The following is a 25929-nucleotide window of genomic DNA, read 5'->3' on the forward strand; positions in this document are numbered from 1 at the left end:
CTGCAAGCATCGCTAATAATGGAAACTGTCCGGGTGATCTGTGTCCATGTGGAAGACAGCACTCAAGCAACAGGAGTCGACGATGGTCACACAGTTCAGCCAATATTGCGCCACCCCCGCCCTGGGAGGCCGGTCATGAATGTGAAGAAATTTACGGGCGCCTCGTCGCGCGATGCGCTGCGCAAGGTGCGCGAAGCGCTGGGCCCCGATGCCGTGATCCTGTCGAACCGCCAGGCCGATGGCGTGGTGGAAATCCTCGCGCTGGCCAATGACGACGCCGCTTCGCTGGCCTCGCCGCCGGCCGCCTCCGAAATGGCCCAGCCCCGTCCCCAGTTGCAGACCCAGTTCGCCACGCCGCAGCGTCCGGCCGCCCCGGCCCAGCGCCCGGCTGCGCCACGCCCTGCCGCGCCGCGCCAGGCTGCCTCCGAGCCAGTGGACATGGCCCGCATGCAGCAGATGATGGCCAGCGCGCTGGCGCACGTCAAGGAAAACGCCGCCGCCGAGATGAGCGGCATGATGAATGAAATCCGCGCCATGCGCGGCATGATGGAAACCCAGCTGGCGGAAATCTCGTGGGGTTCGACGCAGCAGCGCGAGCCGCAAAAAGCCGTCGTGCTGCGCGAAATGCTGGCGGCCGGCTTCTCGGCCAGCCTGGCGCGCTACCTGATCGACAAGCTGCCGGCCGGCCTCGACGGCGCGCAAAGCATGCGCTGGATCAAGACGGTCCTCAGCCGTAACCTGAATACTGTGGCCAATGAAGACGCCATGCTGGAGCAGGGCGGCGTGTTTGCCCTGGTGGGCCCGACGGGCGTCGGCAAGACCACCAGCACGGCCAAGCTGGCGGCCCGCTGCGTGATGCGCCACGGCCCGGAAAAGCTGGCCCTGATCACCACGGATGCCTATCGTATCGGCGCGCATGAACAGTTGCGCATCTACGGCAAGATCCTCGGCGTGATGGTGCATTCGGTGAAGGACGAGGCGGACTTGCGCATCGCCCTGAAAGAATTGAAGAACAAGCACACGGTGCTGATCGATACGGTGGGCGTGAGCCAGCGCGACCAGATGGTGACGGAACAGGTGGCCATGCTGTCGGGCGCCGGCGCCGACGTGAAGCGCCTGCTGTGCCTGAACTCCACGGCCACGCAGGAAACGTTGAACGAAGTGGTGCGCGCGTATCAGGGCAGCGGCCTGGCCGGCTGCATCATGACCAAGCTCGATGAAGCGGCCTCGATCGGCAATGTGCTCGACGTGGTGATCCGCCAGAAGCTGAACCTGTTTTATGTGTCGAACGGCCAGCGCGTGCCGGAAGACCTGTACCTGGCCGACCGCGGCTACCTGATCGACCGTGCCTTCAAGCTCAAGCGCGATGCGGCGGCGACGCAGTTTTCCGACGCCGAACTGCCGCTGCTGATGGCGCAGGCGGCCGCCCGCAACAATGAAGCGCGCGGGGTGCACCTTGGCTAATTTCGATTTCGACCAGGCCGAAGGCTTGCGCCGCATGCTGGCCGGCCCGCAGCCGCGCGTCATGACGTTCCTCTCGGCCACGCCGCAGGACGACAAGGGCGCCATGCTGGTCAACCTGGGCGCGTCGCTCGTCTACGGCGGCAATGACGTGCTGCTGCTCGACGCCAGCGGCGGCAGCGATGGCGTGGCATCGCGCCTGGGACTGGCGCACGGCGCCAGCCTGCGCGATGTGGCGCGCCAGCAGTGCGGCTTGAACCAGGTCATCCACCAGGTGCCGCAAGGCTTCGGCGTGGCCAGCCTGGGCGCGCGCAACCATTTGATGGACAGCATGGACTATGCGGGCGAGGATGAACTGCGCCGCCTGGGCAAGACGTTCGAGGTGCTGGCGCGCCAGAGCGGCATCGTGCTGGTCGACGGCGTCGTGGCGGACGAGGGCGCCTGCTTCCCCGTGCCGCTGATGGCATCGTCGGATATCGTCGTGCAAGTCTCGACCAGCGCCACCTCGATCAAGGCGGCGTACTGCCTGATCAAGCGCCTGAGCCAGGAACTGGGACGCCGTCCGTTCGGCATTCTTGTCACCGGCGCTTCCGAATCCGAAGCAAAAGTGGTATACGATAATATGGCGCAGGCGGCGAGCCGCTACCTGGCCGTGAAGCTGACTTCGATGGGTTCCGTGCCTGCCGACGAGTATCTGCACCGCGCGGCGCGGCTGGGCCGCAGCGTGGTCGATGCGTTTCCGCTGGCGGGAGCGTCGGTGGCGTTTCGCGGACTGGCCGAGCGGCTGGCCCGTTCGGCGGCGCCGGTGCTTGGCGGCACCTTGTACCAGACGGGGAGCCCGCACCAGTTCAGCGCCTGAATCGAACCGCAGCACCAGATAAGATGAGAAAACAATAAGCAGCCTATGTACACGGTCAAAGGGAAATCGAACAAGGACTATTTGCTGACGGAGCACATTCCGCTGGTGAAGCGTCTGGCGCACCATATGAAGGCGAAATTGCCGCCTTCGGTCGAGGTCGATGACCTGATCCAGGCCGGCATGATCGGCCTGCTCGATGCCATTACGCGCTATGAAGAGACGCATGGCGCGCAGTTCGAGACGTATGCCGTGCTGCGCATCCGCGGCGCCATGCTCGACGAATTGCGCACCAGCGACTGGCTGCCGCGCAGCATGCGCCAGAACATGCGCAAGATCGAAGAGGCGATGAGCACCCTGCAGCAGCGCCTCGGCCATCCGCCGACGGAGTCGGAAGTGGCGAAGCTGCTGAAAATGTCGCTGGCCGACTACCAGGAAATGCTGGGCGACGGCGGCGGCCACCAGCTCGTGTACTACGAAGACTTTCATGACCCGGACGGCAATGACAGCTTCCTCGACCGCCACTGCGTGGACGAGGACAGCGATCCCCTGCGTTCCCTGCTCGATACCGATTTCCGGCAATCCGTGATCGATGCCATCGACGCGCTGCCGCCACGCGAGAAAATACTCATGGGCCTGTATTACGAAGAAGAGCTGAACCTGAAGGAGATCGGCGCGGTGATGGGCGTATCCGAATCGCGCGTCTCGCAGCTGCATACCCAGGCCGTCGCACGCCTGCGCGCAACCTTGAGGGAGCTGGCGTGGACTGGTCCAGCGTAATCGGGCTGGCGCTGGCGCTGGCCGGCCTGCTGGTCGGCCAGGCACTGGAAGGCGGCAAGATGGCCTCCCTGCTGCAGCCGGCCGCCTTTGCCATCGTCATCGTCGGCACCTTCGGCGCCGTGCTGCTGCAGACGCGGCTGCGCACTTTTGTCCGCGGCCTGGAAATGCTGCGCTGGGTCTTCCTGCCGCCATCGGACACGCGCGCCGCGCTGGCGCGCGACATCGGGCAATGGAGCCTGACGGCGCGCCGCGACGGCCCGCTGGCGCTCGAACGCCTGATGGAAAACACGGCCGACCGCTTCAACGCCAAGGGTTTGCGCATGATCGTCGACGGCATCGCGCCCGACAAGCTGCGCCAGCTGCTCGACGTGGAAATCTCCGCCTACGAAATGGCCGAGCGCCAGGCCGTCAAGGTATGGGAATCGGCGGCCGGCTATTCGCCCACCATCGGCATCCTGGGCGCCGTGCTGGGCCTGATCCACGTGATGGAAAACCTCACCGACCCCAGCAAGCTGGGCGGCGGCATCGCCGTGGCGTTCGTGTCGACCATCTATGGCGTGGGCCTGGCCAACCTGCTGTTCCTGCCGGTGGCCAATAAACTCAAGGCCATCGTTTCGCGCCGCGTGGTGCAATATGAAATCACGGCCGCCGTGCTGTACGACATCGCCACGGGCGACCACACGCGCATCATCGAAGAGCGCGTGTCCAGCCTCTTGCACGAGCATTGACCATGATGCGGCGCGCGCGCAGGAAGTATGACGAGGAACCGGACAACCAGGACCGCTGGCTGATCTCGTACGCCGACTTCATCACCCTGCTGTTCGCCTTCTTCGTCGTCATGTATGCGATTTCGCAAGTCAACGAAGGCAAATACCGCGTCTTCCAGAACGCCATCGGCCAGGCCTTCAGCCTGGAAAAGGGCGCGCCGCCCATCATCATGGAAGCGCCGCAGGCGATCCCGTTGCCGAACCCCGCCCTGAAGCGCCGCACGGAAGCCATCCGCCGCGAGCGCGAACACATGACGCGCCTGGCGCAGGATCTGACGTCGACCCTGGCGCCCCTGGTCAAGGAAGGCAAGGTGCGGGTCACGCAGACGAGCCGCGGCGTGAGCGTGGAAATCAATGCCAGCGTGCTGTTCGACCCGGGCGCGGCGGGCTTGACGGCGGAGTCGGACCAGGCCTTGCGCGCCGTGGCCGTGCTGCTTAAGGACGACACGCACGACGTGCAGGTGGAAGGACATACGGATGTGCAGCCGATCAGCAATTCGACCTTTGCCTCGAACTGGGAATTGTCGGCCGCGCGCGCCAGCGCCGTGGTGCGCCTGTTCATCGCCAGCGGCGTCAAGGCGTCGCGCCTGACGGCCGTCGGCCACGCGGACAATATCCCCGTGGCGCCGAACGCCACGCCGGAAGGGCGCGCGCGCAACCGCCGGGTCGCCGTGACGATTTTGTCGGGCATCCCCGAAACGGTGACGGAAGTGCCGACGGCGCCCGTGGCGCCTGCGCCGGCCAACTGACACTCGTCAACTGCGGGCTGCCGCTTGGTACAATCGCGCTTTCTTCCTCTTTTATCGTTCCCTCATGAAAAGCAGCTCCCTGGGCGGTCTCGTCTATTCCACTGAAACGGGCCGCATGTGTCCCGCCTGCCGCCAGCCGCTGGCGCAGTGCGCGTGCAAGGCGCAAGCGAAGGCGGCGCCCGCGGGCGATGGCGTGGTGCGCGTCTCGCGCCAGACCAAGGGCCGCGGCGGCAAGAGCGTCACCGTGGTCAAGGGCTTGCCGCTGGACGCCATCGCGCTGGCCCTGCTGGGCAAGCAGTTGCGCACGCAGTGCGGCTCGGGCGGCACCGTCAAGGATGGCGTGATCGAAGTGCAGGGCGACCATGTGGACGCCATCCTGGTCGCGCTGGCCAAGCTGGGCCACCAGCCGAAAAAGGCCGGCGGCTGAGCGTGCGGAGGCGTGCGGCCCGCCGCCGCGCGCCTGTGGTAACGTGCATTTCCTTTTGTGCGCCACCTCATCATGAATAGCAAACTGACCGGCATGGCCATCGCCGCCGCCATCGCGGCGGCGCTGGCGCTCGCGTACTGGCCCGCACCCGAGAGCGGCGCGCCGGACGCTGCCGCCGCCTCCGCCCCTGGCGCGTCGGCGGGACGCAGCCTGGAATCGTATCTGCATATCGATGCCAGCCCGGTCGCCGATGCCGCGCCGATGCCCGTCACCCTGGCGCAGCAGCTCGCGCGCCTGGCTGCCAGCGGCAAGCCGGAAGACGCGTATGCGGCGTATAACCTGCTCGACGATTGCATCGTCTTCCAGCAGGAAGGGCGCCTGCCGGGGATGGAATTCGAGCTGGGGCGCGAGATGACGGCGGAGGAGAAAGCCGCGCAGCAGCAGCTGTGCGCGGGCCTGACGCAGCGCCAGCGCGAGGACCGCCTCGGCTATCTGGCGACCGCCGCCAGGGCGGGCGTGCCCGGCGCGGCGACTATCTTCCTGTCGGAAGGGCCGTTCGGCGACCGCAGCGCGCTGCGCAACCGTCCCGACGATCCGCTGGTGCAGGCGTGGAAGCGGCAAGCCATCGCCCAGCTGACGGTGCAGGCGGACGAGGCGGAACTGACCAGCGTGGCTACCCTGATGATGGCTTACCTGCGCGATGGTGACGTGGTGCGCAAGGATGCGCCGCAAGCGTATGGCTACCTGCTGGCGCTGCGCCAGGTCTACGACGATATCCTCGCGCCCGGCGTCACCAATCCCTACCAGGACGAATACTGGCACTGGCTGCAGGCGGAACTGACGCCGGAGCAGCAAGCGGCCGCCAGCGCCAGGGCGCAAGCCATCGTGGCGAAATACCGCCAGCATGCGGGGCGTGCCGCGCACGGCTGACATACGCTGGGCTGTATGCTTTTTTGCAACAATTGATCTGGTTTCGCATGGCTGTGCCGGGCTATGATGGTCGTATATGTGCCCATGTGGGCAGGGTACGCCATGAGGAGTAATACACGGATGTTGAAAGCGACGAACTTGCCGATGCCACGACTGGCTGTCAACTTGGCTGCACTGCGGGCGAGCATGGCAAAGCGCCCCATGCGGGGCGCCATGCGCCTGGGCTTGTGCGCGGGCGCCGTCAATTCTTTCATTGCCATGCTGTTGCTGTTGGCAGCCCTGGCCTTGTTCTCGCCACAGCAGCTGGGCGGCTCCGCTTCATCATCGCTGGAAGGTGCCGGTACGGTCCGGATATTCTGGACAGTCGTCGTCTGGGCGCCATTGTTCGAGACGCTCATCGGGCAGTGGCTGCCGCTTGAAGTGTTGCGCCGCTACAAGGTGCGTGCCGGCTATAGCCTGTTGGCCAGCGCGATACTGTTTTCCCTCTTGCATGTCATGGGCGGCTCCGGCATTTTGCATGCCAGCATGACTTTGATTGCCGGAGGTATTTTCGCGGCCAGCTACCTGGCGGCGCGCAGCTTGGGCCTGGCGCCCGCCTATGTGGCGGCGGCCACAGCACATGCGTGCAGCAATGGATTAATACTGTGCGGGTCGTTCGTGTTTCCCGATTTGTTGGGATGAGCGTCGAATCAAGGCTGTTAGCCGATGACGACGCGCCGGCTGGCCGTGTTCGTCGTCGGTTGGCCGCTGGGGCCGTAGAAATTGCCGCTCTGGGCCGGGGGGCGCATGGCGTTCAGGGCGCCTTGCGTGTGCAGCATGTGCTTGTTGACGAGCAGGCTGTTCAGGCGGTTTTGTTCCTTGGCTTCGCGCGTCATCTCGAGCAGGGCTTTCCACAGGGGCGCCGCGTCGGCTTCATTGGCGCCGACCAGCCAGTCTTCCATGCCCGCTTCGGCCGCCGTGAAACCGGCTGCCGCCAGCGCCTGGTGGCGTTGCGCCGCCAACTGGCTCAATTTTCCTACCAGTGCCGTCTTGCGCGCCGTGAGCTCCGTGATTGCATCGATGTCAGCCGCAACCAGATGCCGCTGTTCTTCTTTCATCAATGCCAGCAATGTGGTCATGAGCTGTTGCTCGTCGCGCAGGCTGGAAAACGGAGTCACTGATTGCATGAGGGAACCTATCTATTTCGTGAGTGCAGCAAGTCCTTGACCGTGTCGAGGAGACCGTCCGCCACTTTTTCTGAGTTGACCTGGAACTGGCCGTCGGCGATCGCGAGCTTGATGCGTTCGACTTTTTTCGTGTCGAACACGGCGCCGCTGCCGGCAGTTGCACTGGCCGCTAATGCCTGTCCTTGCGGCGACAGGCGTACATTGTCCGACGTTGTCGGTGTTGCCTGGGCTTTCTCGGCATTCCGGGCGCCGGAAGTACTCGCGGGCGCCACCGGCAGGCCGGGATTGCTTTTAATGGTGTTATCGGTAATTTTCACAGCGTGATCCTCGTCTGGTCGAAGTCAAAAAACTCCGGGATATGTGTCATTATCGGCACCTTTTGCCGAAACTTTAGTGCGCCAGACCACAATATCGCTGTCCATCCGTGTTTAAAACGCCACCTCCACCAGGCCGCCAGCCCGCGCCACGCCGCTGATCTGCTGGCCGCTCTGCGTGCGTACCTGCACCGTCTGGCCATCGCCGGCGCTGCCAATGGCGCGTCCTTCTGATGCCACCTGGAAACCGTTGCCACTCGAAACGACGCGCACCAGCTGGCCTTGCATCACCACCGGTTTGCGGCGCAGGGTGTCGAGGCGCATCGGCGTGCCTGGCGGCAAGGAAATATTCGTGCTGGCGCCCACGACCTGGGCCATGTCGGTGGCGATGCCTGCCGGCAATGCGGCCAGGTCGCCCTGCATCGTCACCAGCTGGCTGGCGTCGATGGCTTGTCCTTGCGCCAGCGGCACAGCGCTGGCCACGTAGTCGCCGACGACGGCCACGTTCGCTTGCAAATAAATAGTCCAGCTGGAGGGCGCCGTGCAGCGCACGCCGACGGTGGTCTTGCCCCAGGCGCGCGCGCCCGGCGCCATGAACGCCTGCGGCGCGGGGCAGGCAGCCAGGTTCAGGCGCGGATCGACGGCGCCGACGGTGACAGTCACCTTGCCGGGCAAGCCGTTGCTTTGCACCTGCAGGAATTGTTCCACGCTGTTGCGCAGCGCTTCCGGCGTTTGCCGGCCGGTGTTTTGCGCCTGCGCCAGCAGTGGCAGGGCGGCAAAAGCAAAGAAGAAAGCGAGCGGTGTTTTCATGGTGATAGGCCTCTGGAATAGTGCCATGATAGTGCGCGCCGCCCCGTTCGAAGCGCCGATTAAGGGGTAAAAGTACGGTCTGATCCGACGATGGTCTTGCTGGTGGGCACCTTACTATGTTTCCTGTCATCACTAATCCGCCATCCTTCCGCCATCTCGGGCGCCAGTGGCAGATCTTTCCGGAGCCTGACATGATAGGGAAACTCGACGATTACATGCGCTTCAACGAGACGGCGCTGAGCCTGCGCTCGACGCGCCAGGAATTGCTCGCCTCGAATATCGCCAATGCCGACACGCCCAACTACAAGGCGCGCGACGTCGATTTCGCCGCCGCGCTGAAGGGGGCGATGGCGCGCAAGGATGGCGTGCCGCCGGCCCTGAAGGGCACGGCACCGCAGCATATGCCGGGCAAGGGCGTGGCCGCAGCTGCGGGCGCACCCGGTGGCGGCAAGGTCGAGACCCTGGCCGACGGCACGCCGCTGCTGTACCGCGCGCCGGCCCAGGGCGCCGTCGACGGCAATACGGTCGACATGGATCTTGAGCGCAACGCGTTTGCCGACAATGCCATCCGCTACGAGGCGGCCGTGACGTTCCTCAATTCGCAGATCAAGGGCATGCTGACGGCCATCCAGGGAGGACAATAATCATGTCGCTATTTAATATCTTCAATGTTTCCGGTTCGGCCATGAGCGCCCAGGCGCAGCGCCTGAACACGGTGGCCAGCAACCTGGCCAATGCCGACAGCGCCACCAGCGCCACGGGCGAAGCCTACCGCGCCAAGCAGGTGGTGTTCGAAGCCGTGCCCATGGCCAACGGCGCCACGGCCGTCAAGGTGCAGAAGGTGATCGAGGACCCGTCGCCGATGAAGCTGGTCTACGACCCGAAGAATCCGCTGGCCGACGAGAAGGGCTACGTCACCATGCCCAACGTGAATACGGTCGACGAAATGGTCAACATGCTGTCGGCTTCGCGCTCGTACCAGACCAACGTGGAAACCATGAACGCGGCCAAGTCGCTGCTCCTGAAAACCCTCACCCTCGGCCAGTAAGGCTGACTGATCATTATGGCAATCATCGATACGAACACCTCCAAAGTCACCGACCTGATGGCGACGATGAATCCGAAGAAGACGACGGCCGAGGCAGGCAGTGTCGAAGCGGAAACGAACAAATTCCTCACCCTGCTGGTTACCCAGCTGAAAAACCAGGATCCGATGAATCCGCTGGACAATGCACAGCTGACCAGCCAGCTGGCCCAGTTGTCGACGGTGACGGGCGTCAACAAGCTCAATACCACCGTGGAAAGCTTGAAAGCCAGCTACCAGCAAGCCGAATCGATGCAGGCGGCCAACATCATCGGCCATGGCGTCTTGACGGCGGGCAAGGACATCAACCTGAGCAAGAGCGCCGCGCTGCTGGGCGTGGACCTGGCCACGGCCGCCGACAAGGTCAAGGTCGTCATCTACAAGGATGGCAAGGAAGTCCATTCCATCGACCTGGGCGCCCAGCCGGCGGGCACCTTGCCGCTGGGCTGGAACGGTTCCACTGCCGACCTCGACAAGGATGGCAAGCCGGTCGTGCTGGCCGACGGCGCCTACACCTTCGCCGTGGAAGCGACGCGCGGCGGCACCAAGCTCAAGGATGCAACGGCGCTGATGTTCGGTTCGGTCGCCAGCGTGTCGACGGGCGCCAATGGCGTGAAATTGAATGTGCCGGGCGTGGGCAGCATCACCATGGCCGACGTGAAACAGATTTTGTAAGCCGCTTCCCCTTAGCGTGACCCTCTACCCCTAATTTCTACCAGGAGAACACAATGTCTTTCCAACAAGGCCTGAGCGGCTTGAATGGCGCCGCCAAATCGCTGGACGTCATCGGCAACAACATCGCCAACTCGTCGACCGTGGGTTTCAAGCAGTCGCAGGCCCAGTTCGCCGACATTTATGCCAACTCGCTGTATGGCGTGGGCGGCAACCAGGCGGGGATCGGCGTGTCGGTCTCTCAAATCGCCCAGCAATTTAACCAGGGTAACCTGGAAACGTCGCAAAATCCCCTCGATATCGCCATCAATGGCGGCGGCTTCTTCCGTACCAGCGTGAATGGCGCCATCCAGTATTCGCGCAATGGCCAGTTCCAGGTCGACAAGAGCGGTTTCATCGTCAACGCCCAGCTGGCGCAGCTGACTGGCTATCCGGCCGACGTCAACGGCAAGATCGTCGCCGGCGCCGTCGTGCCCCTGCAGATCGACCAGTCGGACATGAAGCCCCAGGCAACGACCAAGGTCGACACGCAAGTCAACCTCAATTCGAACACGGCCATGCCGACCACGGTGCCGTTCAAGTCGACGGACGACACCTCGTACCACAAGCAGTTCCCCGTCGAAGTCTTCGATTCGCTGGGCAATTCCCACAACATGGCGAATTTCTATGTCAAGACGGGCACCAATACCTGGGATGTCTACTCGGCCATTGACGGCACGGAAGTGACCAGCATGAAGGTCGCGGCCGCCCTGCAGACGGACCCAGCCTCGCTGGCCGCGCGCGCCGCCTACCAGGCCGCCGCCACGGCCGTGCCGCTGGTGCCGGCCAACGTGACGGCCGCCGCCGTCGCCTATGGCAATGCGGTCGGTGCCGCCGTCTCGGCCGCCGCCGCCGCCGCGGGCGCCACGCCGGCGCAACTGGCCGCCATCGCCGCCACCTACGGCAGCGCAGTGCCGAACGGCGTCAACTCGAGCCGCACGCCCGACCAGATCGACGAGGCCATCCGCAACGTGACCGTGGTGCCGGCCGTCAAGACCGGTTCCCTGGTCTTCAACACGGTCGGCAGCCTGGACCGGGCCGCCATGCTGGCCCTGACGCCGCCGCAAACCTTGCCCGTTACCGTCAACCTGCCGATCTTCCCGGCCACGGGCGCGAATGCGACCCTGTCGGTCCAGGTCGATTTCACCAGGTCGACCCAGCTGGGCACCACCACGGCGGAAAAGAAAACGGAAGCGGACGGCTACAAGGCGGGCCAGCTGAGCCAATTCATCGTCGGTGACGACGGCGTCATCCAGGGCCAGTACAACAATGGCAAGACGCGCGCCCTGGGCCAAGTGGTGTTGAGCAACTTTACCAACCCGAACGGCCTGGAGCCGCTGGGCAACAACGCCTGGGTGGAAAGCTCGGCCTCGGGCAAGCCCATCACGGGCGAGCCGAAGACTGGCACCCTGGGCAACTTGCGCGCCTCGGCGGTGGAAGTGTCGAACGTCGACCTGACGGCGGAGCTGGTCAACATGATCACGGCCCAGCGCGCCTACCAGGCGAATGCGCAGACCATCAAGACGCAGGATTCCGTCCTGCAAACCTTAGTCAACCTGCGTTAAGAGTAAGGGGAGCGGTTCTTTCGGACTGCTCCCGGCTTTCGTTTTGCACGGAGAAAACACATGGACCGTCTCATCTACACCGCCGGCTCGGGCGCCAAGCACATCCTCGACAAGCAGGCGACCACGGCGAACAACCTGGCGAACGCCACCAGCACGGGTTTCCGTGCCCAGCTCGACTCGTTCCGCGCCGTGCCTGTTGTGGCCGACGGCATGATGCCGACGCGCGCCTTCGTCGTCGATTCGACGGTCGGTTCCGATTTCACGCAAGGTCCCATGCAGCACACGGGCCGCGCGCTCGACGTGGCCGTGGAAAACGGCGGCTGGATCGCGGTGCAGTCGGCCGACGGTTCCGAAGCCTACACGCGCAACGGCGCCCTGAAACTCAATGAAAACGGCATGCTGCAAACGCAGGGTGGGCTGATGGTGCAGGGCGATACGGGCCCCATGGCGATTCCGCCCGGCGTGACGGTGGCCATCGCCAGCGACGGCACGGTGGGCACGATTTCCACCGACGTGCCGCCCGGCCCCTCGACGGTGCTGGGGCGCATCAAGCTGGTCAACCCGCCGGAGCAGCAACTGGTGCGCGGCGACGACGGCTTGTTCCGCCTGAAGGATGGCACGGTGGCGCAGGCCGACCAGGCCGTCAAGCTGACCACCGGTGCGCTGGAAGGCAGCAATGTCAGTCCCGTCGACTCGATGGTCAGCATGATCGCCCTGGCGCGCCAGTTCGAAACGCAAATGAGCTTGTTGAAGAATGCCGAGAATAACGCGGCGAAAGCCACCCAGATCCTCGCTTTGAATTGATGGGGGCCACCGCATAATGGTCGCATAGAAATAGTCTACAGGGCTGGTTAGCGCTGTTATTGGAGAAATATCATGATTCGTTCCCTTTGGATTGCTAAGACCGGCCTGGAAGCGCAGCAGACGCAGATGGACGTGATCGCCAATAACCTGGCCAACGTCAGCACCACCGGCTTCAAGAAGTCGCGTGCCGTGTTTGAGGACTTGCTGTATCAAAATGTGCGCCAGCCGGGCGCGCAATCGTCGCAGCAGACCCAGCTGCCATCGGGCTTGCAGATCGGCACGGGCGTACGCACCGTGGCGACCGAACGCATCCATACGCAGGGCAATCCCCAGGCTTCGGGCAATTCGCGCGACGTGATGGTCAACGGCACCGGTTTCTTCCAGGTGCTGATGCCGGACGGCGCCACCGCCTACACGCGCGACGGTTCGTTCCAGACGGATGCCAACGGCCAGCTCGTCACCTCGGAAGGTTTCGTCATCCAGCCCGCCATCACCGTGCCGACCAATGCGCTGAGCCTGACCGTGGCGCGCGACGGCACCGTCTCCGTCACCTTGCCCGACACTGTTGCGCCATCGCAAATCGGCTCGTTGCAACTGACCACTTTCGTCAACCCCGCCGGCCTGGAATCGAAGGGCGAAAACCTGTACATGGAAACGGGCGCCTCCGGCGTGGCGCAAACCAACACCCCGGGCACGAACGGCGCCGGCGTGCTGATGCAGGGCTATATCGAGACGTCGAACGTCAACGTGGCCGAGGAAATGGTCAACATGATCCAGACGCAGCGCGCCTACGAGATCAACAGCAAGGCCATCACCACATCCGATCAAATGCTGCAGAAATTGTCGCAACTTTAATTTTCATAGTCGTCATGCCATCCGCCGCCGGATGGCAGCGGAGGTTCGCCATGCAATACCCCATCATCGCTTTGTTCTCTGCAGTCCTGCTGTCCGGCTGCGCCATCACGCCTACGTCCATTGTGCAATATCCCACCACCACGCGCGCGCCGATGCCGGAACCCGTGGTCGTCAACAACGGTTCCATCTACCAGCCATCGACCTACCGTCCCGCCTTCGAAGACCGCCGCGCGCGCCACGTGGGCGACACCATGACGATCGCCATCACCGAGCGCACGAATGCCGTCAAGGCGGGCGCCAGTTCCGGCAACAAGTCCGGCAGCGTGGGCTTTTCCACGCCCGGCTTCGCCCAGGGCCGTTTCGGCGGCACCGTGGCGGCGAATGGCGCGACGAAATTTGCCGATGGCGACAACCAGTCCGCCAGCAACACGTTTTCCGGCACCATCGGCGTGACGGTGATCGAGGTATTGCCAAACGGAAACTTGATCGTCGCCGGCGAAAAACAGATCGCCATGAACAAGGGCACGGAATTCATCCGCTTCTCGGGCATGGTCAATCCGGACACCATCGGCACGGGCAATGTCGTGCCCTCGACCCAGGTGGCCGAAGCGCGCGTCGAATACCGCACCAACAGCCAGATCGACCGCGCCGAAATGGCGTCGATGGCGTCGCGCTTCTTCCTCAGCCTGTTGCCGTTCTGATCATGGCAACGTCGACCTTTCCCCGCTTTCTCGCCATTTTCGGCCTGGCCATTTCCCTGCTGGCGCCCGTGGCGCAAGCCGAACGCATCAAGGACCTGGCCAGCATCGCCGGCGTGCGCCAGAATCAGCTGATGGGCTATGGCCTCGTCGTCGGCCTCGACGGCAGCGGCGACCAGACCACGCAAACCCCGTTCACCATCCAGAGCGTGGCGGCGATGCTGCAGCAGCAGGGCATCAACTTGCCGCAAGGCACCAGTTTGCAGCTGAAAAACGTGGCCGCCGTGATGGTGACGACGGCCTTGCCCGCGTTTGCCCAGCCGGGCCAGTTGCTCGACGTGACGGTGTCGTCGATGGGCAATGCGAAAAGCTTGCGCGGCGGCACTTTATTGATGACGCCCCTGAAGGGCGCCGACGGCCAGGTGTACGGCATGGCGCAAGGCAACGTGCTGGTGGGCGGCGTGGGCGCGCAGGCGGCCGGCAGTTCCGTCGTCATCAATCACCTGAGCGTGGGCCGCATCTCGGGCGGCGCGACCGTCGAGCGCACCGTGCCTTCGGCGCTGGGCGCCAACAACACCATCCGCCTGGAATTGAACGCCACCGATTTCGCCACCGCCAGCCGCGTGGTCGACGCCATCAACAGCCGCTACGGCGCCGGCACGGCCGCCGCGCTCGACGGCCGCGTGATCCAGGTGCAGTCGCCGAGCGGCAGCGACCAGCGCGTGTCCTTTTTGGGCCAGCTGGAAAGCATCGAAGTCAACCCGGCCCGCCTGGCGGCCAAGGTCATCATGAATGCGCGCACCGGTTCCGTCGTGATGAACCAGTCCGTGACCCTGGAAACGTGCGCCATTTCGCACGGCAACCTGTCCGTCACCATCAATGTCGAGCCGCAAGTGAGCCAGCCGGCCCCCTTGTCGGGCGGGCGCACGGTGGTCACGCAGACGGCGCAGATCGATATCAAGAAGGAACCGGGCAAGGTCATGCTGGTCAAGGGCGGCGCCTCGCTGTCCGACGTGGTCAAGGCCCTCAACGCCATCGGCGCCTCGCCGCAAGACTTGCTGGCCATCCTGCAGGCGATGAAGGCGGCCGGTTCGCTGCGCGCCGAACTTGAAATCATTTGATGGACATGCCATGATCAGTCAAACCGACCTCAGCAATACCGCCGCCTATGACGTGAAAGGCATGGATGGCTTGCGCCAGTCCGCCAAGGCGAAGGACCCCGCCGCCCTGAAAGAGGCGGCCACGCAATTCGAAGCCATGTTCATCAACATGATGATGAAAAGCATGCGCGAAGCCACGCCGCAGGACGGCATCATGGATAGCCAGCAAAGCAAGATGTACACCTCGATGCTGGACCAGCAGACGAGCCAGAACCTGGCCAAGCGGGGCACGGGCCTGGCGGACGTGCTGATCCGCCAGTTGTCGTCGTCGAACCAGGCGCTGGCCGCCGATGGCGCCGAAGCGCCGTCGCCCCGTTCCTCGAGCATGGCGCAGGCGCTGGCCGCCTTCCGCCAGCAGCAGGGCGCCCTTGCCGAGGGGGCCGGCAGCGCCGCCGCCAGCGGCAAGACCCTGAGCGACAAGGCCAACGCCACGCAGGCGCCGCACGTGCGCGCCTTCCAGGAAAAGCTGGGCGTGCATGCGGAAGAAGCCAGCCGCGCCACGGGCATCCCGGCCAAGTTCATGCTGGGCCAGGCGGCGCTGGAAACGGGCTGGGGCAAGCGCGAAATCATCAGCCGCGACGGCAGCAGCAGCCACAACCTGTTCGGCATCAAGGCTTCCAGCGACTGGAAGGGCAAGGTCACGGAAGCCGTCACCACGGAATACGTGAATGGCAAGGCGCAGCGCAAGGTGGAAAAATTCCGCGCCTATGACAGCTATGCCGACAGCTTCAAGGATTATGCGCAGTTGATTACCAACAACAAACGCTACGAAAAAGTCCTGGCCAGCGCGGGCGACGCCAGCACCTTCGCCCAGGGCTTGCAGAAAGCCGGTTATGCGACGGACCCGAATTACGCTGCCAAATTGACAAAAATCATTAAAAATTCTCTGGTCGGCTGACGCCCCGCCTTGCCCCCGTGCAAGCCGCGCGCTTCAAGTTTTCGCCGCGGCTGCCGTAAATACATTTGACGGTAACCAATAAGACACCATGACTTCGAATCTACTCAGCATCGGTAAGAGCGGTTTGCTTGCAGCGCAGGTGGGCCTGTCGACGACCGGGCATAACATCACCAATGCCAACGTGGACGGTTACAACCGCCAGGTGGTGCTGCAGCAGACGGCGCAGTTCAACAATGCCGGTTATGGCTTTGTTGGCAATGGTACCGAGGTATCGCAAGTCAAGCGCCAGTACGACGGTTTCATGGCGGCCCAGGTGAATGCCGCGCAGTCGGCCACCAGTTCGCTCGACGCGTATTACACGCAAATCACCCAGATCGACAATATGCTGGCCGACCCCACGGCCGGGCTGTCGCCGGCGATGGCCGATTTCTTCAAGGGCGTGCAGGATTTCAGCTCGAATCCCTCGTCCGTGTCGTCGCGCCAGGCATTGTTGTCGAGCGCAAACTCGCTGACGGCCCGTTTCCAGGGCCTCAGCGCGCGCCTGACGGAGATCGGCGACGGCGTCAATTCGCAGATCACGTCGAACGTCAAGGTGATCAATTCCTACGCCAAGCAGATCGCGGAACTGAATACCTCGATTACCAACCTGACCGTGAATGAAAGCAATCAGCCCAACGATTTGCTGGACCAGCGCGACCAGTTGATCACGGAACTGAATAAATACGTCAAGGCAACGGTTCAGCCTGGCGCCGGCAATTCGATTACCGTTTCGATCGGCTCGGGCCAGCCGCTGGTGGTGGGCGACAAGAACTTTGAACTGGCCACCACGCCGTCGCCGACGGACCCGAACCGCCTGGACATCGGCTATGTGACGGGCTCGAGCGTCAGCAAACTGTCGGAAAGCTCCCTCAGCGGCGGTGCGCTGGGCGGCTTGCTGGAATTCCGCAGCGGCAGCCTGGACCGCATCCAGAATTCGCTGGGCAAGGTCGCCATCGCACTGGCGTCCACCTTCAATGAGCAGCACAAGCTGGGCCAGGACTTGAATGGCGACATGGGGACGGACTTCTTCAAGTTGCCCGATCCCGTCATCGGCGCCGACTACCGCAACAATGCGACCAGCACGACCGTTCTGTCGGCCAAGGTCAGCGATCCGACCAAGCTGACGGCCAGCGATTATGCCGTCAAGTATGACGGTTCCAATTATGTGGTGACGCGCCAGAGCGACGGCGCGAAAACGACCATCAACCCGTATCCGCAAACCGTGCCGCAAACCATCGACGGCGTGGATTTCTCGATCTCGGGCGCGGCCGCCGAAGGCGACAACTTCATGGTCAGGCCGACGGCGCACGGCGCCTCCGACCTGGCCGTGGCGATTACCGACCGCAACAAACTGGCCGCCGGCGCGCCCATCGTCACGGCTGCGCCCGTCAGCAACACGGGTAGCGGCAAGCTGGGCGCAGGTAGCGTGGACAAGGCGTATTTGACGCCAGGCAACGCCTTGACGGGCCCCGTCACCTTGACGTACGACAAGGCGACCACTTCGCTGTCGGGTTTCCCCGCGGGCCAGGCCGTGACCGTGAAAGGCTTGAACGGCGCCACCACCACGTATCCGGCCGGCACGGCGAACATCCCGTACACGGAAGGCGACAGCTTCAGCTTTGGCGGCATCAACGTCAACATGACGGGGGCGCCCGCGCAGGGCGATAAGTTCACCATCGGGCCGAACTCGGGCGGCGTGGGCGACAACCGCAATGCCTCCCTGCTGGCGGGCTTGCAGACGAAAAACATTCTCGACGGCGGCAAGGCCACGTTCCAGGGTTCGTACGCGGAAACCGTCAGTTTTGTCGGCAACAAGACGCGCGAAGTACAGGTCAGCGGCCTGGCCAGTCTTGCGTTGTTGCAACAAACCAGCACGCAGCAGCAAGCCGTCTCCGGCGTCAACCTCGATGAAGAGGCGGCCAATCTGCTGCGCTACCAGCAAGCCTACCAGGCTTGCGGCAAGGTCATGCAGATCGCCAGCACCCTGTTCGACGTGGTCATCGGCCTCGGACGTTAATTATTCAAGCGGCGGCGCCTGGCGTCCGCCGCCATCAGGAAGGGCAGCATCATGCGCATCAGTACCAAAATGATCTATGACGCGGGCAGCACGCAGCTGAACAACCTGCAGGGCGCGTTGAACCGTAGCCAGATGCAGCTGTCGGCGAACCGCCGCAACCTGACGCCGGCCGACGACCCGATCGCTTCGGCGCGCGCGCTGGAAGTGACGCAGTCGCAAACGATCAACACGCAATTCGTGACGAACCGCTCGAACGCCAAGAATTTCCTCTCGCAGGAAGAGCTGGCCCTGGCCAGCACCACCTCGCTGCTCGCCGACGTGCAGGAACTGGTGCTCAAAGCCGGTAATCCGGCCTTGAAGGATGTCGACCGCCAGAGCCTGGCCACGGAACTGCAGGGCCGCTTGACGGACCTGCTGGGCATCGCCAACACGTCCGACAACGCGGGCGGCTACCTGTTCGGCGGCTACAAGTCGACGACGCAACCGTTCAGCCAGACGCCGGGCGGCGCCACCTACGCAGGTGACCAGGGCCAGCGCGAACTGCAAGTGGGCTCGGCCCGCTACCTGGCCACCAGCGATTCGGGCGCGGCCGTGTTCGAGAATAATTTGACGGGCAACGGCAAGTTCACCACGGCGGCCGATCCGGGCAACTTCACGCGCGGCGGCGCCGGCATCATTTCCGGCGGCACCGTCACCGATCCCACCAAGTTGACGGGGCACAAGTACTCGATCGATTTCCAGGTGACGGGCACGGGCACCGCCGCCGTCACGACCTATACCGTGACGGACGTGACCCTGGGCCAGACCATCCCGAATCCGGCCGTGCCGGTAGCGTATAAGTCGGGCGATGCCATCAACTTTGACGGCCAGCAAGTCAATGTCGCGGGCAAGCCGGCCGACCTGGACAAGTTCACCCTGGAGCCCAGCAGCAAGGAATCGATCTTTAGCACGATTACCAACCTGATCGGTGTGCTGGGCCAGCCGGCCTCCGGCGACGCGGGGCAGGCGCGCCTGACGGCCGGCCTGAACGCGGCACACGACATCCTCGATACGGCTTACGACAATGTGCTGTCGGTGCGCGCGGAAGTCGGTTCGCGCCTGAAGGAACTCGACACGCTCGACAGCGCCGGCGACGACCTCGACCTGCAGTATGCGAGCACCCTCTCGGGCTTGCAGGACCTGGACATGGTGAAGGCGATTTCCCTGTTCAGCCAGCAGCAGATCACCCTGCAGGCGGCGCAGAAGTCGTTTACCTCGATCTCGGGCCTGTCGCTGTTCAATTACATCAGCTAAGCGGCCCGCATCGGATAACCGGCAAGCCGGGGCAGGGAGGACATCTCCCGCCCCGGCTTTTTTACGTCCGCAAGATGGCCGTTCTGGCAAGATATACAGGTAAACTGTGCAGTCTACCTGCATATCTGCTATAGTGGAGGCCGTTGATCCACTACATGACTGCCATGACCACCCCGCAAGAAGACCACGAACAAGTTCTGCAACTGGCCGGCGAATTGCGCATCCTGGTCGGCAAGCTGCGCCGCCGCCTGCGCGAAGAGGCGCACCTGGGCGATGTCAGCATGTCGCAGGCATCCGTGCTCAGCCGTCTCGAACGCGACGGCCCCGCCACGGCCAGCAGCCTGGCGCGCGCCGAAGGCATGCGGCCCCAGTCGATGGCCGCCACCGTGCTGGCGCTGACCGAGGCGCGGATGGTGACGGGGTCGCCCGACCCGCTTGATGGCCGGCAAACGATATTGACCCTGACGGACAGCTGCCGCGTCTGGATCGCGGCCAGCCGCGCCGCGCGCGAAGACTGGCTGGCGCGCACCATTGAAACCCGGCTCACGCCGGACGAAGTCACCGAACTGAACCACGCGGTGGCATTACTCAAACGCTTGGCGGAGTGATCCGCTGAATTTTCCACCACGACCCCGGCAAGGAGCCCGCACGCCCAGATGAACAACACATTCCGTTCGCTACGCATTCCCAATTACCGTATCTGGGCCGGCGGCGCCCTCGTGTCGAATATCGGCACCTGGATGCAGCGCACGGCGCAGGATTGGCTGGTGCTGAGCGAATTGACGCAGCACAATGCCAGCGCCGTCGGCATCGTCATGGCCTTGCAATTCGGCCCGCAACTGCTGTTGCTGCCCCTGACGGGCATGGCGGCCGACTTGCTCGACCGCAGGAAATTGCTGTTGTGTACGCAGGCAGCCATGGGCTTGCTGGCGCTGGGCCTGGGTTTGCTGTGCATCAGCGGCCTCGTGCAACTGTGGCACGTGTATGTGTTTGCTTTCCTGCTGGGCTGCGTGACGGCCTTCGATTCGCCCGTGCGCCAGACTTTTGTGGCCGAAATCGTCGGCGAGGAAGATTTGACCAATGCCGTGGCGCTCAATTCCACCTCTTTCAATGCGGCGCGCATGCTGGGCCCGGCCGTGGCCGGCTTGCTGATCAGCAGCGTCGGCAGCGGCTGGGTCTTCATCATCAACGCCGTCTCGTTTGCCGCCGTGATCGGTTCGCTGTTGCTGCTGCGCGTGGAATTGCTGCGCCGCGCGCCGCGCCCGAAGGCTACGCGGGCCAGCCTGGGCGACGGCTTCCGCTACGTGCGCCAGCGGCCCGACCTGATGGCCATTTTGCTGATGCTGTTCCTGATCGGCACCTTCGGCCTGAATTTCCCCATCTTCCTGTCGACCATGTCCGTGACGGCCTTCCATGCGGGCGCCGGCCAGTATGGCGTGCTCAGTTCCGTGATGGCTTGCGGCTCCGTGGCCGGCGCCCTGCTGGCGGCCGGGCGCGGCCAGCCCACGCTGGCCTTGCTGCTGGGCGCCGCTGCGCTGTTCGGCCTGGCTTGCGCGCTGGCCGCCGTGATGCCCAATTATTGGCTGTTCGGCATGATGCTGGTAGTCATCGGCATCGCCGCGCAAACCTTTACCACCAGCGTCAACAGCAGCGTGCAACTGTCGACGGCGCCCGCCATGCGGGGCCGGGTCATGGCCATCGTGCTGGCCATCTCGGCGGGCGGCACGCCGCTGGGCGCGCCCATCGTGGGCTGGGTGGCCGACACCTTCGGCCCGCGCTGGGCGCTGGGCATAGCCGCCTTGTCGGGCCTGGCGGCGGCGCTGGTCGGCGTGCGCTACCTGGTCAAACATCACCAGTTGCGCCTGAGCGTCGACGTGCGGCGCTGGCGCGCGGCGCTGAGCAGCGACCCGCAGTGAGTCAGCGCGCCGGCGCGGCCGGCGCCGGGGGGCGCAAGGGATTCGGCGGTGCGGGTGGCGGCGGCCGGTCGCGCGTGGCGAAGCCGCGCGGCAGCAGGCGCGCTGTTTCTATGCCGCGCAGGAACATGTTCTGGAAGGGCGTGGCCAGGTAGGGCAGGACCATGCTGATCACCAGCAAGCCCACGCCCAGGGTGACGGGGAAGCCGATACCGAAGATGTTCAGCTGCGGCGCGGCTCGTGTCAAGATGCCAAGCGCCACGTTGGTCAGCAGCAAGGCAGCGATGATGGGCAGCGAAATTTGCAGGCCGGAACGGAAAATTTCCCCACCCCACGCCGCCAATTGCTGGAAGCCGCCGCCGCTGATGGGACTCGATGAAATCGGCAGGCTGACGAAGCTTTCCGCCAGCGCCGCCAGCAAGACCAGGTGGCCGTTGACTGTCAAAAACATCAAGGTGGCCAGCATGACGAGGAACTGGCTGATGGCGGAAGACCTGCCCTTGGTTTGCGGGTCGAAGAACGAGGCGAAGCCCAGGCCCATGGTGAGACTGCTGATTTCGCCGGCCATTTCGATGGCGGAAAATACGATGCGGATGGAAAAGCCCATGGCCAGGCCCACCAGCATCTCTTGCGTGAGGATCAATAAACCGGGCAAGGACATTGGGTTGACGGCAGGCAAGGCCGGCACGGTGGGGGCGATGATCATGGCCAGCAGGGCGCCCAGGCTTACCTTGACGGTGGCGGGCACGGCCGCGTTGCCGAACAGGGGGGCGGCCGCGATCAGGCCGAGGATGCGGCTAAGCGGCCACAGCAGTGCTGCGATCCAGGTATTGAGTTCGATGCTGGACAGGGTCAGCATGGCAACAAGCGCAGCACTAGCCCACCAGGTTCGGGATGCCCGTGAAGACCTGGCGCATGTAGTCGAGCATGACGGACAGCATCCAGGGGCCCGCCACGACGAGGGCGACGAAAATGCCGACCAGCTTGGGGATGAAGGACAGGGTCGCCTCGTTGATCTGCGTTGCCGCCTGGAAAATACTCACGATCAAGCCGATGATGAGGGCGACGAGCAGCATGGGCGCGGCCACCATGAGGGTGATTTCCATCGCATGGCGGCCCAGGGTCATGACGCTTTCGGGTGTCATCGTATTTCCCCTAGTAAAAACTCTGAGACAGCGAGCCCAGCAGCAACTGCCAGCCATCGACCAGCACGAACAGCATCAGCTTGAACGGCAGCGAAATCGTTGCCGGCGACATCATCATCATCCCCATCGACATCAGCACGCTGGCGACCACCATGTCGATGATCAGGAACGGGATGAAGATGGCAAAGCCGATCTGGAACGCCGTTTTCAGTTCGCTGGTGACGAAGGCGGGCACGAGGATGCGCAGCGGCACGTCTTCCGGACCTTGCAGGGCCGGCGAGCGCGACATCTTGGCAAACAGGGCCAGGTCGGCCTGGCGCGTCTGCTTGAGCATGAAGGTTTTCAGGGGATCGACGCCCTTGTCCATCGCCTGCTGCATGGTGATCTTGTTTTCCTGATAAGGAAGATAGGCATCCGTATAAATCTTGTCGAACACGGGCCCCATGACGAACAGGGTCAGGAACAGGGCCAGCCCCACCAGCACCTGGTTCGGCGGCGCCGATTGCGTGCCGATGGCCTGGCGCAGCAGGGACAGCACGATGATGATGCGCGTAAAGCAGGTCATCATCAGGAGGGCCGCCGGCAGGAAGGTGAGCGACGTCATCAGGATGAGCGTCTGCACCGGCAACGAGTAATTCTGGCCTCCGCCTGGGGCCGGCGTGCTGTTGAAGGTCGGAATGCCCGGCTGGGCCATGGCCCACAGCGGCAAGGCCAGGGCGGCGGCCGCCAGCAGCCAGGTCAGGGGAGTCTTCAAGGTGGACCACGCCATCTGCTGCTTATTTCCCATTGCGTTTTTCGATGGTCTGTTTCAGCCACTCGGAAAAATTGGCGGCCGCGGGGCCGTTTTGCGCCGTGGCCAGTTGCGGCAAGTCGCCTTCCTGGCGCGGCATGGTGGCCAGCGCGTTGATCCTGCCGGGCGAGGCGCCGACGACGATCCACTGGTCGGCCACTTCGACGAGGACGATGCGTTCGCGTCCGCCCAGGTTGAGCGAGCTGACGACGCGCATCTTGCTGTTGCCGCCCATGACCTTGGGGCCATAGCGCTTCATGAACCAGGCCAGGCCGATCAGGAGGGCCAGCACGAACACGAGTGCGAAGATGGTTTGCAGCAAGCTGCCGGCCGAACTGGTCGGCGCCATCGTCATCGGTGCGCCGGGCGGCATGGCGGGCAGGGCGGCGGCAGGCGCGGAGGCCGGCACCGCCGTTGCAGCCGAGGCGGCCGGCGCCGTGGCGGCTGGCGGTGTCTCGCTTGCCGCCGCGACGGAAGCGCTGGCGGCGCTGGCCGCCGGCGCTGACGCGGTTGCCGGTTCGGCGTGCGCGATGCTGCATGCCGCCAGGAACGGCAGCACAGTGGAAATCAACAGGCCAGGCTTCATTTATTCAATTTTCGGATGCGTTCGGAAGGCGTGATGATGTCCGTCAGGCGGATGCCGAACTTGTCATTCACCACCACCACTTCGCCCTGGGCGATCAGGCAGCCGTTCACCAGCACGTCCATCGGTTCGCCGGCCAGGCCGTCGAGCTCGACCACGGAACCCTGCGCCAGTTGCAGCAGGTTCTTGATGGCGATCTTGGTGCGGCCCAGTTCGACCGTCAGCTGCACGGGGATATCGAGGATGAAATCGATATCGTTGTGCGTTTCCGACTTCGATGCCTGCTTGGAAAAGTCCTTGAACACGGCGGCGCTGGCGGCGCTGGCCGTATTGGCGGCCTGGTTTTGCAGCGCTTCGGCTTCCGCCTTGGCCTGCTCGGCAATGGCCGCGCCCCAATCGTCTTCCGCGCTTTGGTCGTCTTGGTTGTCAGACATGTGTTTCTCCTGTTGTACAGATGCGGGCCGCAGCGGCCCGGGTATTTTTTAATGATTGTTCATGTTATCGGCGTTAGCCAGCAACTTTTCAACCTTCAGCGCATATTGTCCGTTCAACACGCCGTACGTGCAATCCATCACGGGCACGCCGTCGACGGTGGCGGCGATCAGTTCGGGAATATTCAGCGGGATGATGTCGCCCACCTTCATGTTCAGGATTTCATCGAACGACACGCGCGCCGTGCCCAGCGAAGCGACCAGCTCGACTTCGGCGATCTGGATCTGCTGCGTCATCAGGCGGATCCAGCGCTTGTCCACTTCCAGCGCCTCGCCCTGCAGGCTGGAGGTCAGCGAATCGCGGATCGGCTCGATCATCGAATACGGCATGCAGAAGTGGATTTGTCCTGAAACGGAGCCCAATTCCACCGTAAACGTGGACGCCACCACCACTTCGTTCGGCGTGGCGATGTTGGCGAACTGCGTGTTCATTTCTGAACGGATATATTCGAACTCGACGGGGAAGACCGGCTCCCACGACTTGGTGTACGCCTCGAAGACGATGTCGAGGATGCGCAGGATGATGCGCTGCTCCGTCTGCGTAAAGTCGCGTCCTTCGACGCGCGTATGGAAACGTCCGTCGCCGCCGAACAGATTGTCGACCAGCAAGAACACGAGGCCCGGATCGAAGACCATCAGGGCCGTGCCGCGCAGCGGCTTCATGTGCACCAAATTCAGGTTGGTCGGCACCACCAGGTTACGGATGAACTCGCTGTATTTCGACACGCGCACGGAACCGACGGACACTTCGGCGCTGCGGCGCAGGAAGTTGAACAGGCCCACGCGCAGCAGACGGGCGAAACGCTCGTTGATAATTTCCAACGTTGGCATCCGGCCGCGCACGATGCGCTCCTGGGTTGCCAGGTTGTAGGTACGAACTCCCGTGACATCTTCCGGCGCCTGCGCGTCGTCCTGGTCTCCGTTGACGCCCTTCAGAAGGGCATCGACTTCTTCCTGGGAGAGGAAATTATCGGCCATGGCTGCTTATTGAATGATGAATGCGGTAAATAATACGTCCGTCACGTCCTGCTCCGGCCCTTTGTCCTCGAACGGCTGGTTCACCTGATTGATGATTTCGGCCGCCAGTTGCTGCTTGCCTTCCACGGTATTGAGTTCGGACGCCTTCTTGCCGGACAGCAGCAGCAATAAACGGCTGCGCACTTTCGGCATGTTGACCTTGATCAAGTCCATTTCTTCCGGGCTGCTGGCCTGCAAGGTAAACGCGATTTGCAGGTATTGCTCGCCATTTTCCGGCTGCAAGTTGACGGTGAAGGCATCGATGGGCACGAAGACGGGCGGACCTGCCTTGGAAGCGGCATGTTTTTTCTTGCTGGGCGCCGATTCTTCTTTATCGGCCTTGCCATGCAGGAAGTACCAGGCGGCACCGCCACCGATACTGCCAGCCACCAGCACCGAGGCCAGCACGATGATCAGAAGCTTCTTTTTCGAGGCGCCGGCGGGAGCCAGGCCTGCATCTGCTTTCGGATCTGCTTTCATTTTTGGATTTGCTTTCAATGGTACTCGAGTGCATGGAAGTGGATCACGACGCCATTATGTCATTATCGGCAAATTCTGCGCAGAAGGATGCAGTGAAAAGAGGGCGGAAGCGCCCTCAACTCGCTG

31 protein-coding genes are annotated in these 25929 nt (G+C 63.6%); 21 read left to right on the plus strand and 10 right to left on the minus strand.

What is annotated here, in order from left to right:
- The first annotated feature begins 135 nt into the window (after positions 1–135).
- The 8 genes from flhF to VPH40_RS23730 all read left to right on the plus strand — a co-directional run bounded on the left by flhF (position 136) and on the right by VPH40_RS23730 (position 6651).
- On the plus strand, positions 136–1464 hold the full coding sequence (gene flhF / locus VPH40_RS23695; RefSeq protein ID WP_034785293.1) for a flagellar biosynthesis protein FlhF: 1329 nt from the start codon (positions 136–138) through the stop codon (positions 1462–1464).
- Complete coding sequence (locus tag VPH40_RS23700) at positions 1457–2320, plus strand: MinD/ParA family ATP-binding protein (protein WP_099666848.1); 864 nt, start codon at positions 1457–1459, stop codon at positions 2318–2320. The genes flhF and VPH40_RS23700 overlap by 8 nt, the downstream gene beginning before the upstream one ends.
- 45 nt (positions 2321–2365) lie before the next feature.
- Complete coding sequence (locus tag VPH40_RS23705) at positions 2366–3097, plus strand: RNA polymerase sigma factor FliA (RefSeq protein WP_077407859.1); 732 nt, start codon at positions 2366–2368, stop codon at positions 3095–3097.
- Positions 3079–3825: a flagellar motor protein gene (locus tag VPH40_RS23710; protein ID WP_099666849.1), complete on the plus strand. Its 747-nt coding sequence runs from the start codon at positions 3079–3081 to the stop codon at positions 3823–3825. Before VPH40_RS23705 ends, VPH40_RS23710 begins: the two co-directional genes overlap by 19 nt.
- Before the next feature lie 5 nt (positions 3826–3830).
- Entirely contained in the window at positions 3831–4613 is a 783-nt protein-coding gene (gene motD, locus VPH40_RS23715) for a flagellar motor protein MotD (protein WP_077409251.1), read from the plus strand.
- Between the two features lie 64 nt (positions 4614–4677).
- On the plus strand, positions 4678–5040 hold the full coding sequence (locus VPH40_RS23720) for a translation initiation factor Sui1 (RefSeq protein WP_305062561.1): 363 nt from the start codon (positions 4678–4680) through the stop codon (positions 5038–5040).
- Between the two features lie 72 nt (positions 5041–5112).
- Positions 5113–5970: a hypothetical protein gene (locus VPH40_RS23725; RefSeq protein WP_328574664.1), complete on the plus strand. Its 858-nt coding sequence runs from the start codon at positions 5113–5115 to the stop codon at positions 5968–5970.
- A gap of 258 nt (positions 5971–6228) precedes the next feature.
- Entirely contained in the window at positions 6229–6651 is a 423-nt protein-coding gene (locus VPH40_RS23730; protein ID WP_328574665.1) for a CPBP family glutamic-type intramembrane protease, read from the plus strand.
- Between the two features lie 17 nt (positions 6652–6668).
- Here the strand turns inward: VPH40_RS23730 and VPH40_RS23735 are convergent, their stop codons facing one another.
- From VPH40_RS23735 to flgA, 3 genes are all read right to left on the minus strand, one after another.
- Positions 6669–7136, minus strand: coding sequence for a flagella synthesis protein FlgN (locus VPH40_RS23735; protein WP_328574666.1), 468 nt, complete (start codon positions 7134–7136; stop codon positions 6669–6671).
- A gap of 8 nt (positions 7137–7144) precedes the next feature.
- The gene (gene flgM / locus VPH40_RS23740) at positions 7145–7453 is read right to left on the minus strand and encodes a flagellar biosynthesis anti-sigma factor FlgM (protein WP_034787161.1); all 309 of its coding nucleotides are present in this window, start codon (positions 7451–7453) and stop codon (positions 7145–7147) included.
- 111 nt (positions 7454–7564) lie between these two features.
- Complete coding sequence (gene flgA, locus VPH40_RS23745; protein WP_305052929.1) at positions 7565–8260, minus strand: flagellar basal body P-ring formation chaperone FlgA; 696 nt, start codon at positions 8258–8260, stop codon at positions 7565–7567.
- Between the two features lie 191 nt (positions 8261–8451).
- Here flgA and flgB point away from each other — a divergent pair, with 191 nt between their 5' ends.
- From flgB to VPH40_RS23810, 13 genes are all read left to right on the plus strand, one after another.
- Positions 8452–8904, plus strand: coding sequence for a flagellar basal body rod protein FlgB (flgB, locus tag VPH40_RS23750; protein ID WP_099666855.1), 453 nt, complete (start codon positions 8452–8454; stop codon positions 8902–8904).
- A gap of 2 nt (positions 8905–8906) precedes the next feature.
- Complete coding sequence (gene flgC, locus VPH40_RS23755; RefSeq protein WP_071075845.1) at positions 8907–9308, plus strand: flagellar basal body rod protein FlgC; 402 nt, start codon at positions 8907–8909, stop codon at positions 9306–9308.
- A 15-nt stretch (positions 9309–9323) separates the two neighbouring features.
- Positions 9324–10019, plus strand: a complete 696-nt coding sequence (locus tag VPH40_RS23760) for a flagellar hook assembly protein FlgD (protein WP_099666856.1) — start codon at positions 9324–9326, stop codon at positions 10017–10019.
- Positions 10020–10072: 53 nt separating this feature from the next.
- Positions 10073–11620: a flagellar hook protein FlgE gene (locus VPH40_RS23765; protein ID WP_099666857.1), complete on the plus strand. Its 1548-nt coding sequence runs from the start codon at positions 10073–10075 to the stop codon at positions 11618–11620.
- Positions 11621–11680: 60 nt separating this feature from the next.
- On the plus strand, positions 11681–12424 hold the full coding sequence (locus tag VPH40_RS23770; RefSeq protein ID WP_070253727.1) for a flagellar basal body rod protein FlgF: 744 nt from the start codon (positions 11681–11683) through the stop codon (positions 12422–12424).
- Positions 12425–12496: 72 nt separating this feature from the next.
- Positions 12497–13279, plus strand: a complete 783-nt coding sequence (gene flgG, locus VPH40_RS23775; protein WP_034754070.1) for a flagellar basal-body rod protein FlgG — start codon at positions 12497–12499, stop codon at positions 13277–13279.
- A gap of 50 nt (positions 13280–13329) precedes the next feature.
- Positions 13330–13980: a flagellar basal body L-ring protein FlgH gene (locus tag VPH40_RS23780; protein ID WP_099377950.1), complete on the plus strand. Its 651-nt coding sequence runs from the start codon at positions 13330–13332 to the stop codon at positions 13978–13980.
- Between the two features lie 2 nt (positions 13981–13982).
- A complete protein-coding gene (locus tag VPH40_RS23785; protein ID WP_099666858.1) occupies positions 13983–15098 on the plus strand; it encodes a flagellar basal body P-ring protein FlgI in 1116 nt (371 codons plus the stop codon).
- A gap of 10 nt (positions 15099–15108) precedes the next feature.
- Entirely contained in the window at positions 15109–16035 is a 927-nt protein-coding gene (gene flgJ / locus VPH40_RS23790) for a flagellar assembly peptidoglycan hydrolase FlgJ (RefSeq protein ID WP_289898654.1), read from the plus strand.
- Positions 16036–16123: 88 nt separating this feature from the next.
- Positions 16124–18091, plus strand: coding sequence for a flagellar hook-associated protein FlgK (flgK, locus tag VPH40_RS23795; RefSeq protein ID WP_099666860.1), 1968 nt, complete (start codon positions 16124–16126; stop codon positions 18089–18091).
- A 51-nt stretch (positions 18092–18142) separates the two neighbouring features.
- On the plus strand, positions 18143–19384 hold the full coding sequence (gene flgL, locus VPH40_RS23800; RefSeq protein WP_180278709.1) for a flagellar hook-associated protein FlgL: 1242 nt from the start codon (positions 18143–18145) through the stop codon (positions 19382–19384).
- A 155-nt stretch (positions 19385–19539) separates the two neighbouring features.
- Positions 19540–19992: a MarR family winged helix-turn-helix transcriptional regulator gene (locus VPH40_RS23805; protein ID WP_369811453.1), complete on the plus strand. Its 453-nt coding sequence runs from the start codon at positions 19540–19542 to the stop codon at positions 19990–19992.
- 48 nt (positions 19993–20040) lie between these two features.
- Positions 20041–21300, plus strand: a complete 1260-nt coding sequence (locus VPH40_RS23810; protein ID WP_328574667.1) for an MFS transporter — start codon at positions 20041–20043, stop codon at positions 21298–21300.
- A 1-nt stretch (position 21301) separates the two neighbouring features.
- Here VPH40_RS23810 and fliR read toward each other — a convergent pair whose 3' ends face one another.
- The 7 genes from fliR to fliL are packed head-to-tail and all read right to left on the minus strand — an operon-like array spanning position 21302 to position 25803.
- On the minus strand, positions 21302–22156 hold the full coding sequence (fliR, locus tag VPH40_RS23815) for a flagellar biosynthetic protein FliR (RefSeq protein ID WP_289903910.1): 855 nt from the start codon (positions 22154–22156) through the stop codon (positions 21302–21304).
- A gap of 16 nt (positions 22157–22172) precedes the next feature.
- Positions 22173–22442, minus strand: coding sequence for a flagellar biosynthesis protein FliQ (fliQ, locus tag VPH40_RS23820; RefSeq protein ID WP_035821365.1), 270 nt, complete (start codon positions 22440–22442; stop codon positions 22173–22175).
- A 10-nt stretch (positions 22443–22452) separates the two neighbouring features.
- A complete protein-coding gene (gene fliP, locus VPH40_RS23825; RefSeq protein WP_442906683.1) occupies positions 22453–23211 on the minus strand; it encodes a flagellar type III secretion system pore protein FliP in 759 nt (252 codons plus the stop codon).
- 7 nt (positions 23212–23218) lie between these two features.
- Positions 23219–23818: a flagellar biosynthetic protein FliO gene (gene fliO, locus VPH40_RS23830; protein ID WP_305058528.1), complete on the minus strand. Its 600-nt coding sequence runs from the start codon at positions 23816–23818 to the stop codon at positions 23219–23221.
- Positions 23815–24249 carry a flagellar motor switch protein FliN gene (gene fliN / locus VPH40_RS23835; protein ID WP_034754038.1) on the minus strand — a complete coding sequence of 145 codons (435 nt, stop codon included), beginning with the start codon at positions 24247–24249 and terminating at the stop codon, positions 23815–23817. Before fliN ends, fliO begins: the two co-directional genes overlap by 4 nt.
- A gap of 48 nt (positions 24250–24297) precedes the next feature.
- Positions 24298–25284 carry a flagellar motor switch protein FliM gene (fliM, locus tag VPH40_RS23840; RefSeq protein WP_034754035.1) on the minus strand — a complete coding sequence of 329 codons (987 nt, stop codon included), beginning with the start codon at positions 25282–25284 and terminating at the stop codon, positions 24298–24300.
- A 6-nt stretch (positions 25285–25290) separates the two neighbouring features.
- Positions 25291–25803 carry a flagellar basal body-associated protein FliL gene (fliL, locus tag VPH40_RS23845; RefSeq protein WP_099666868.1) on the minus strand — a complete coding sequence of 171 codons (513 nt, stop codon included), beginning with the start codon at positions 25801–25803 and terminating at the stop codon, positions 25291–25293.
- Positions 25804–25929: the final 126 nt, after the last annotated feature.

Source organism: Janthinobacterium sp. P210005, assembly GCF_036231865.1.
GTDB lineage: Bacteria > Pseudomonadota > Gammaproteobacteria > Burkholderiales > Burkholderiaceae_D > Janthinobacterium > Janthinobacterium kumbetense.

What these genes read in the sequence shown, in the direction of transcription:
- flhF (WP_034785293.1), top strand. Translation starts at nt 136, where the DNA reads ATGAATGTGAAGAAATTTACGGGCGCCTCGTCGCGCGATGCGCTGCGC.
- VPH40_RS23705 (WP_077407859.1), top strand. Translation starts at nt 2,366, where the DNA reads ATGTACACGGTCAAAGGGAAATCGAACAAGGACTATTTGCTGACGGAG.
- motD (WP_077409251.1), top strand. Translation starts at nt 3,831, where the DNA reads ATGCGGCGCGCGCGCAGGAAGTATGACGAGGAACCGGACAACCAGGAC.
- VPH40_RS23720 (WP_305062561.1), top strand. Translation starts at nt 4,678, where the DNA reads ATGAAAAGCAGCTCCCTGGGCGGTCTCGTCTATTCCACTGAAACGGGC.
- VPH40_RS23725 (WP_328574664.1), top strand. Translation starts at nt 5,113, where the DNA reads ATGAATAGCAAACTGACCGGCATGGCCATCGCCGCCGCCATCGCGGCG.
- VPH40_RS23730 (WP_328574665.1), top strand. Translation starts at nt 6,229, where the DNA reads ATGCTGTTGCTGTTGGCAGCCCTGGCCTTGTTCTCGCCACAGCAGCTG.
- VPH40_RS23735 (WP_328574666.1), bottom strand. Translation starts at nt 7,136, where the DNA reads ATGCAATCAGTGACTCCGTTTTCCAGCCTGCGCGACGAGCAACAGCTC.
- flgA (WP_305052929.1), bottom strand. Translation starts at nt 8,260, where the DNA reads ATGAAAACACCGCTCGCTTTCTTCTTTGCTTTTGCCGCCCTGCCACTG.
- flgB (WP_099666855.1), top strand. Translation starts at nt 8,452, where the DNA reads ATGATAGGGAAACTCGACGATTACATGCGCTTCAACGAGACGGCGCTG.
- flgC (WP_071075845.1), top strand. Translation starts at nt 8,907, where the DNA reads ATGTCGCTATTTAATATCTTCAATGTTTCCGGTTCGGCCATGAGCGCC.
- VPH40_RS23760 (WP_099666856.1), top strand. Translation starts at nt 9,324, where the DNA reads ATGGCAATCATCGATACGAACACCTCCAAAGTCACCGACCTGATGGCG.
- VPH40_RS23765 (WP_099666857.1), top strand. Translation starts at nt 10,073, where the DNA reads ATGTCTTTCCAACAAGGCCTGAGCGGCTTGAATGGCGCCGCCAAATCG.
- VPH40_RS23770 (WP_070253727.1), top strand. Translation starts at nt 11,681, where the DNA reads ATGGACCGTCTCATCTACACCGCCGGCTCGGGCGCCAAGCACATCCTC.
- flgG (WP_034754070.1), top strand. Translation starts at nt 12,497, where the DNA reads ATGATTCGTTCCCTTTGGATTGCTAAGACCGGCCTGGAAGCGCAGCAG.
- VPH40_RS23780 (WP_099377950.1), top strand. Translation starts at nt 13,330, where the DNA reads ATGCAATACCCCATCATCGCTTTGTTCTCTGCAGTCCTGCTGTCCGGC.
- VPH40_RS23785 (WP_099666858.1), top strand. Translation starts at nt 13,983, where the DNA reads ATGGCAACGTCGACCTTTCCCCGCTTTCTCGCCATTTTCGGCCTGGCC.
- flgJ (WP_289898654.1), top strand. Translation starts at nt 15,109, where the DNA reads ATGATCAGTCAAACCGACCTCAGCAATACCGCCGCCTATGACGTGAAA.
- flgK (WP_099666860.1), top strand. Translation starts at nt 16,124, where the DNA reads ATGACTTCGAATCTACTCAGCATCGGTAAGAGCGGTTTGCTTGCAGCG.
- flgL (WP_180278709.1), top strand. Translation starts at nt 18,143, where the DNA reads ATGCGCATCAGTACCAAAATGATCTATGACGCGGGCAGCACGCAGCTG.
- VPH40_RS23805 (WP_369811453.1), top strand. Translation starts at nt 19,540, where the DNA reads ATGACTGCCATGACCACCCCGCAAGAAGACCACGAACAAGTTCTGCAA.
- VPH40_RS23810 (WP_328574667.1), top strand. Translation starts at nt 20,041, where the DNA reads ATGAACAACACATTCCGTTCGCTACGCATTCCCAATTACCGTATCTGG.
- fliR (WP_289903910.1), bottom strand. Translation starts at nt 22,156, where the DNA reads ATGCTGACCCTGTCCAGCATCGAACTCAATACCTGGATCGCAGCACTG.
- fliQ (WP_035821365.1), bottom strand. Translation starts at nt 22,442, where the DNA reads ATGACACCCGAAAGCGTCATGACCCTGGGCCGCCATGCGATGGAAATC.
- fliP (WP_442906683.1), bottom strand. Translation starts at nt 23,211, where the DNA reads ATGGCGTGGTCCACCTTGAAGACTCCCCTGACCTGGCTGCTGGCGGCC.
- fliO (WP_305058528.1), bottom strand. Translation starts at nt 23,818, where the DNA reads ATGAAGCCTGGCCTGTTGATTTCCACTGTGCTGCCGTTCCTGGCGGCA.
- fliN (WP_034754038.1), bottom strand. Translation starts at nt 24,249, where the DNA reads ATGTCTGACAACCAAGACGACCAAAGCGCGGAAGACGATTGGGGCGCG.
- fliM (WP_034754035.1), bottom strand. Translation starts at nt 25,284, where the DNA reads ATGGCCGATAATTTCCTCTCCCAGGAAGAAGTCGATGCCCTTCTGAAG.
- fliL (WP_099666868.1), bottom strand. Translation starts at nt 25,803, where the DNA reads ATGAAAGCAGATCCGAAAGCAGATGCAGGCCTGGCTCCCGCCGGCGCC.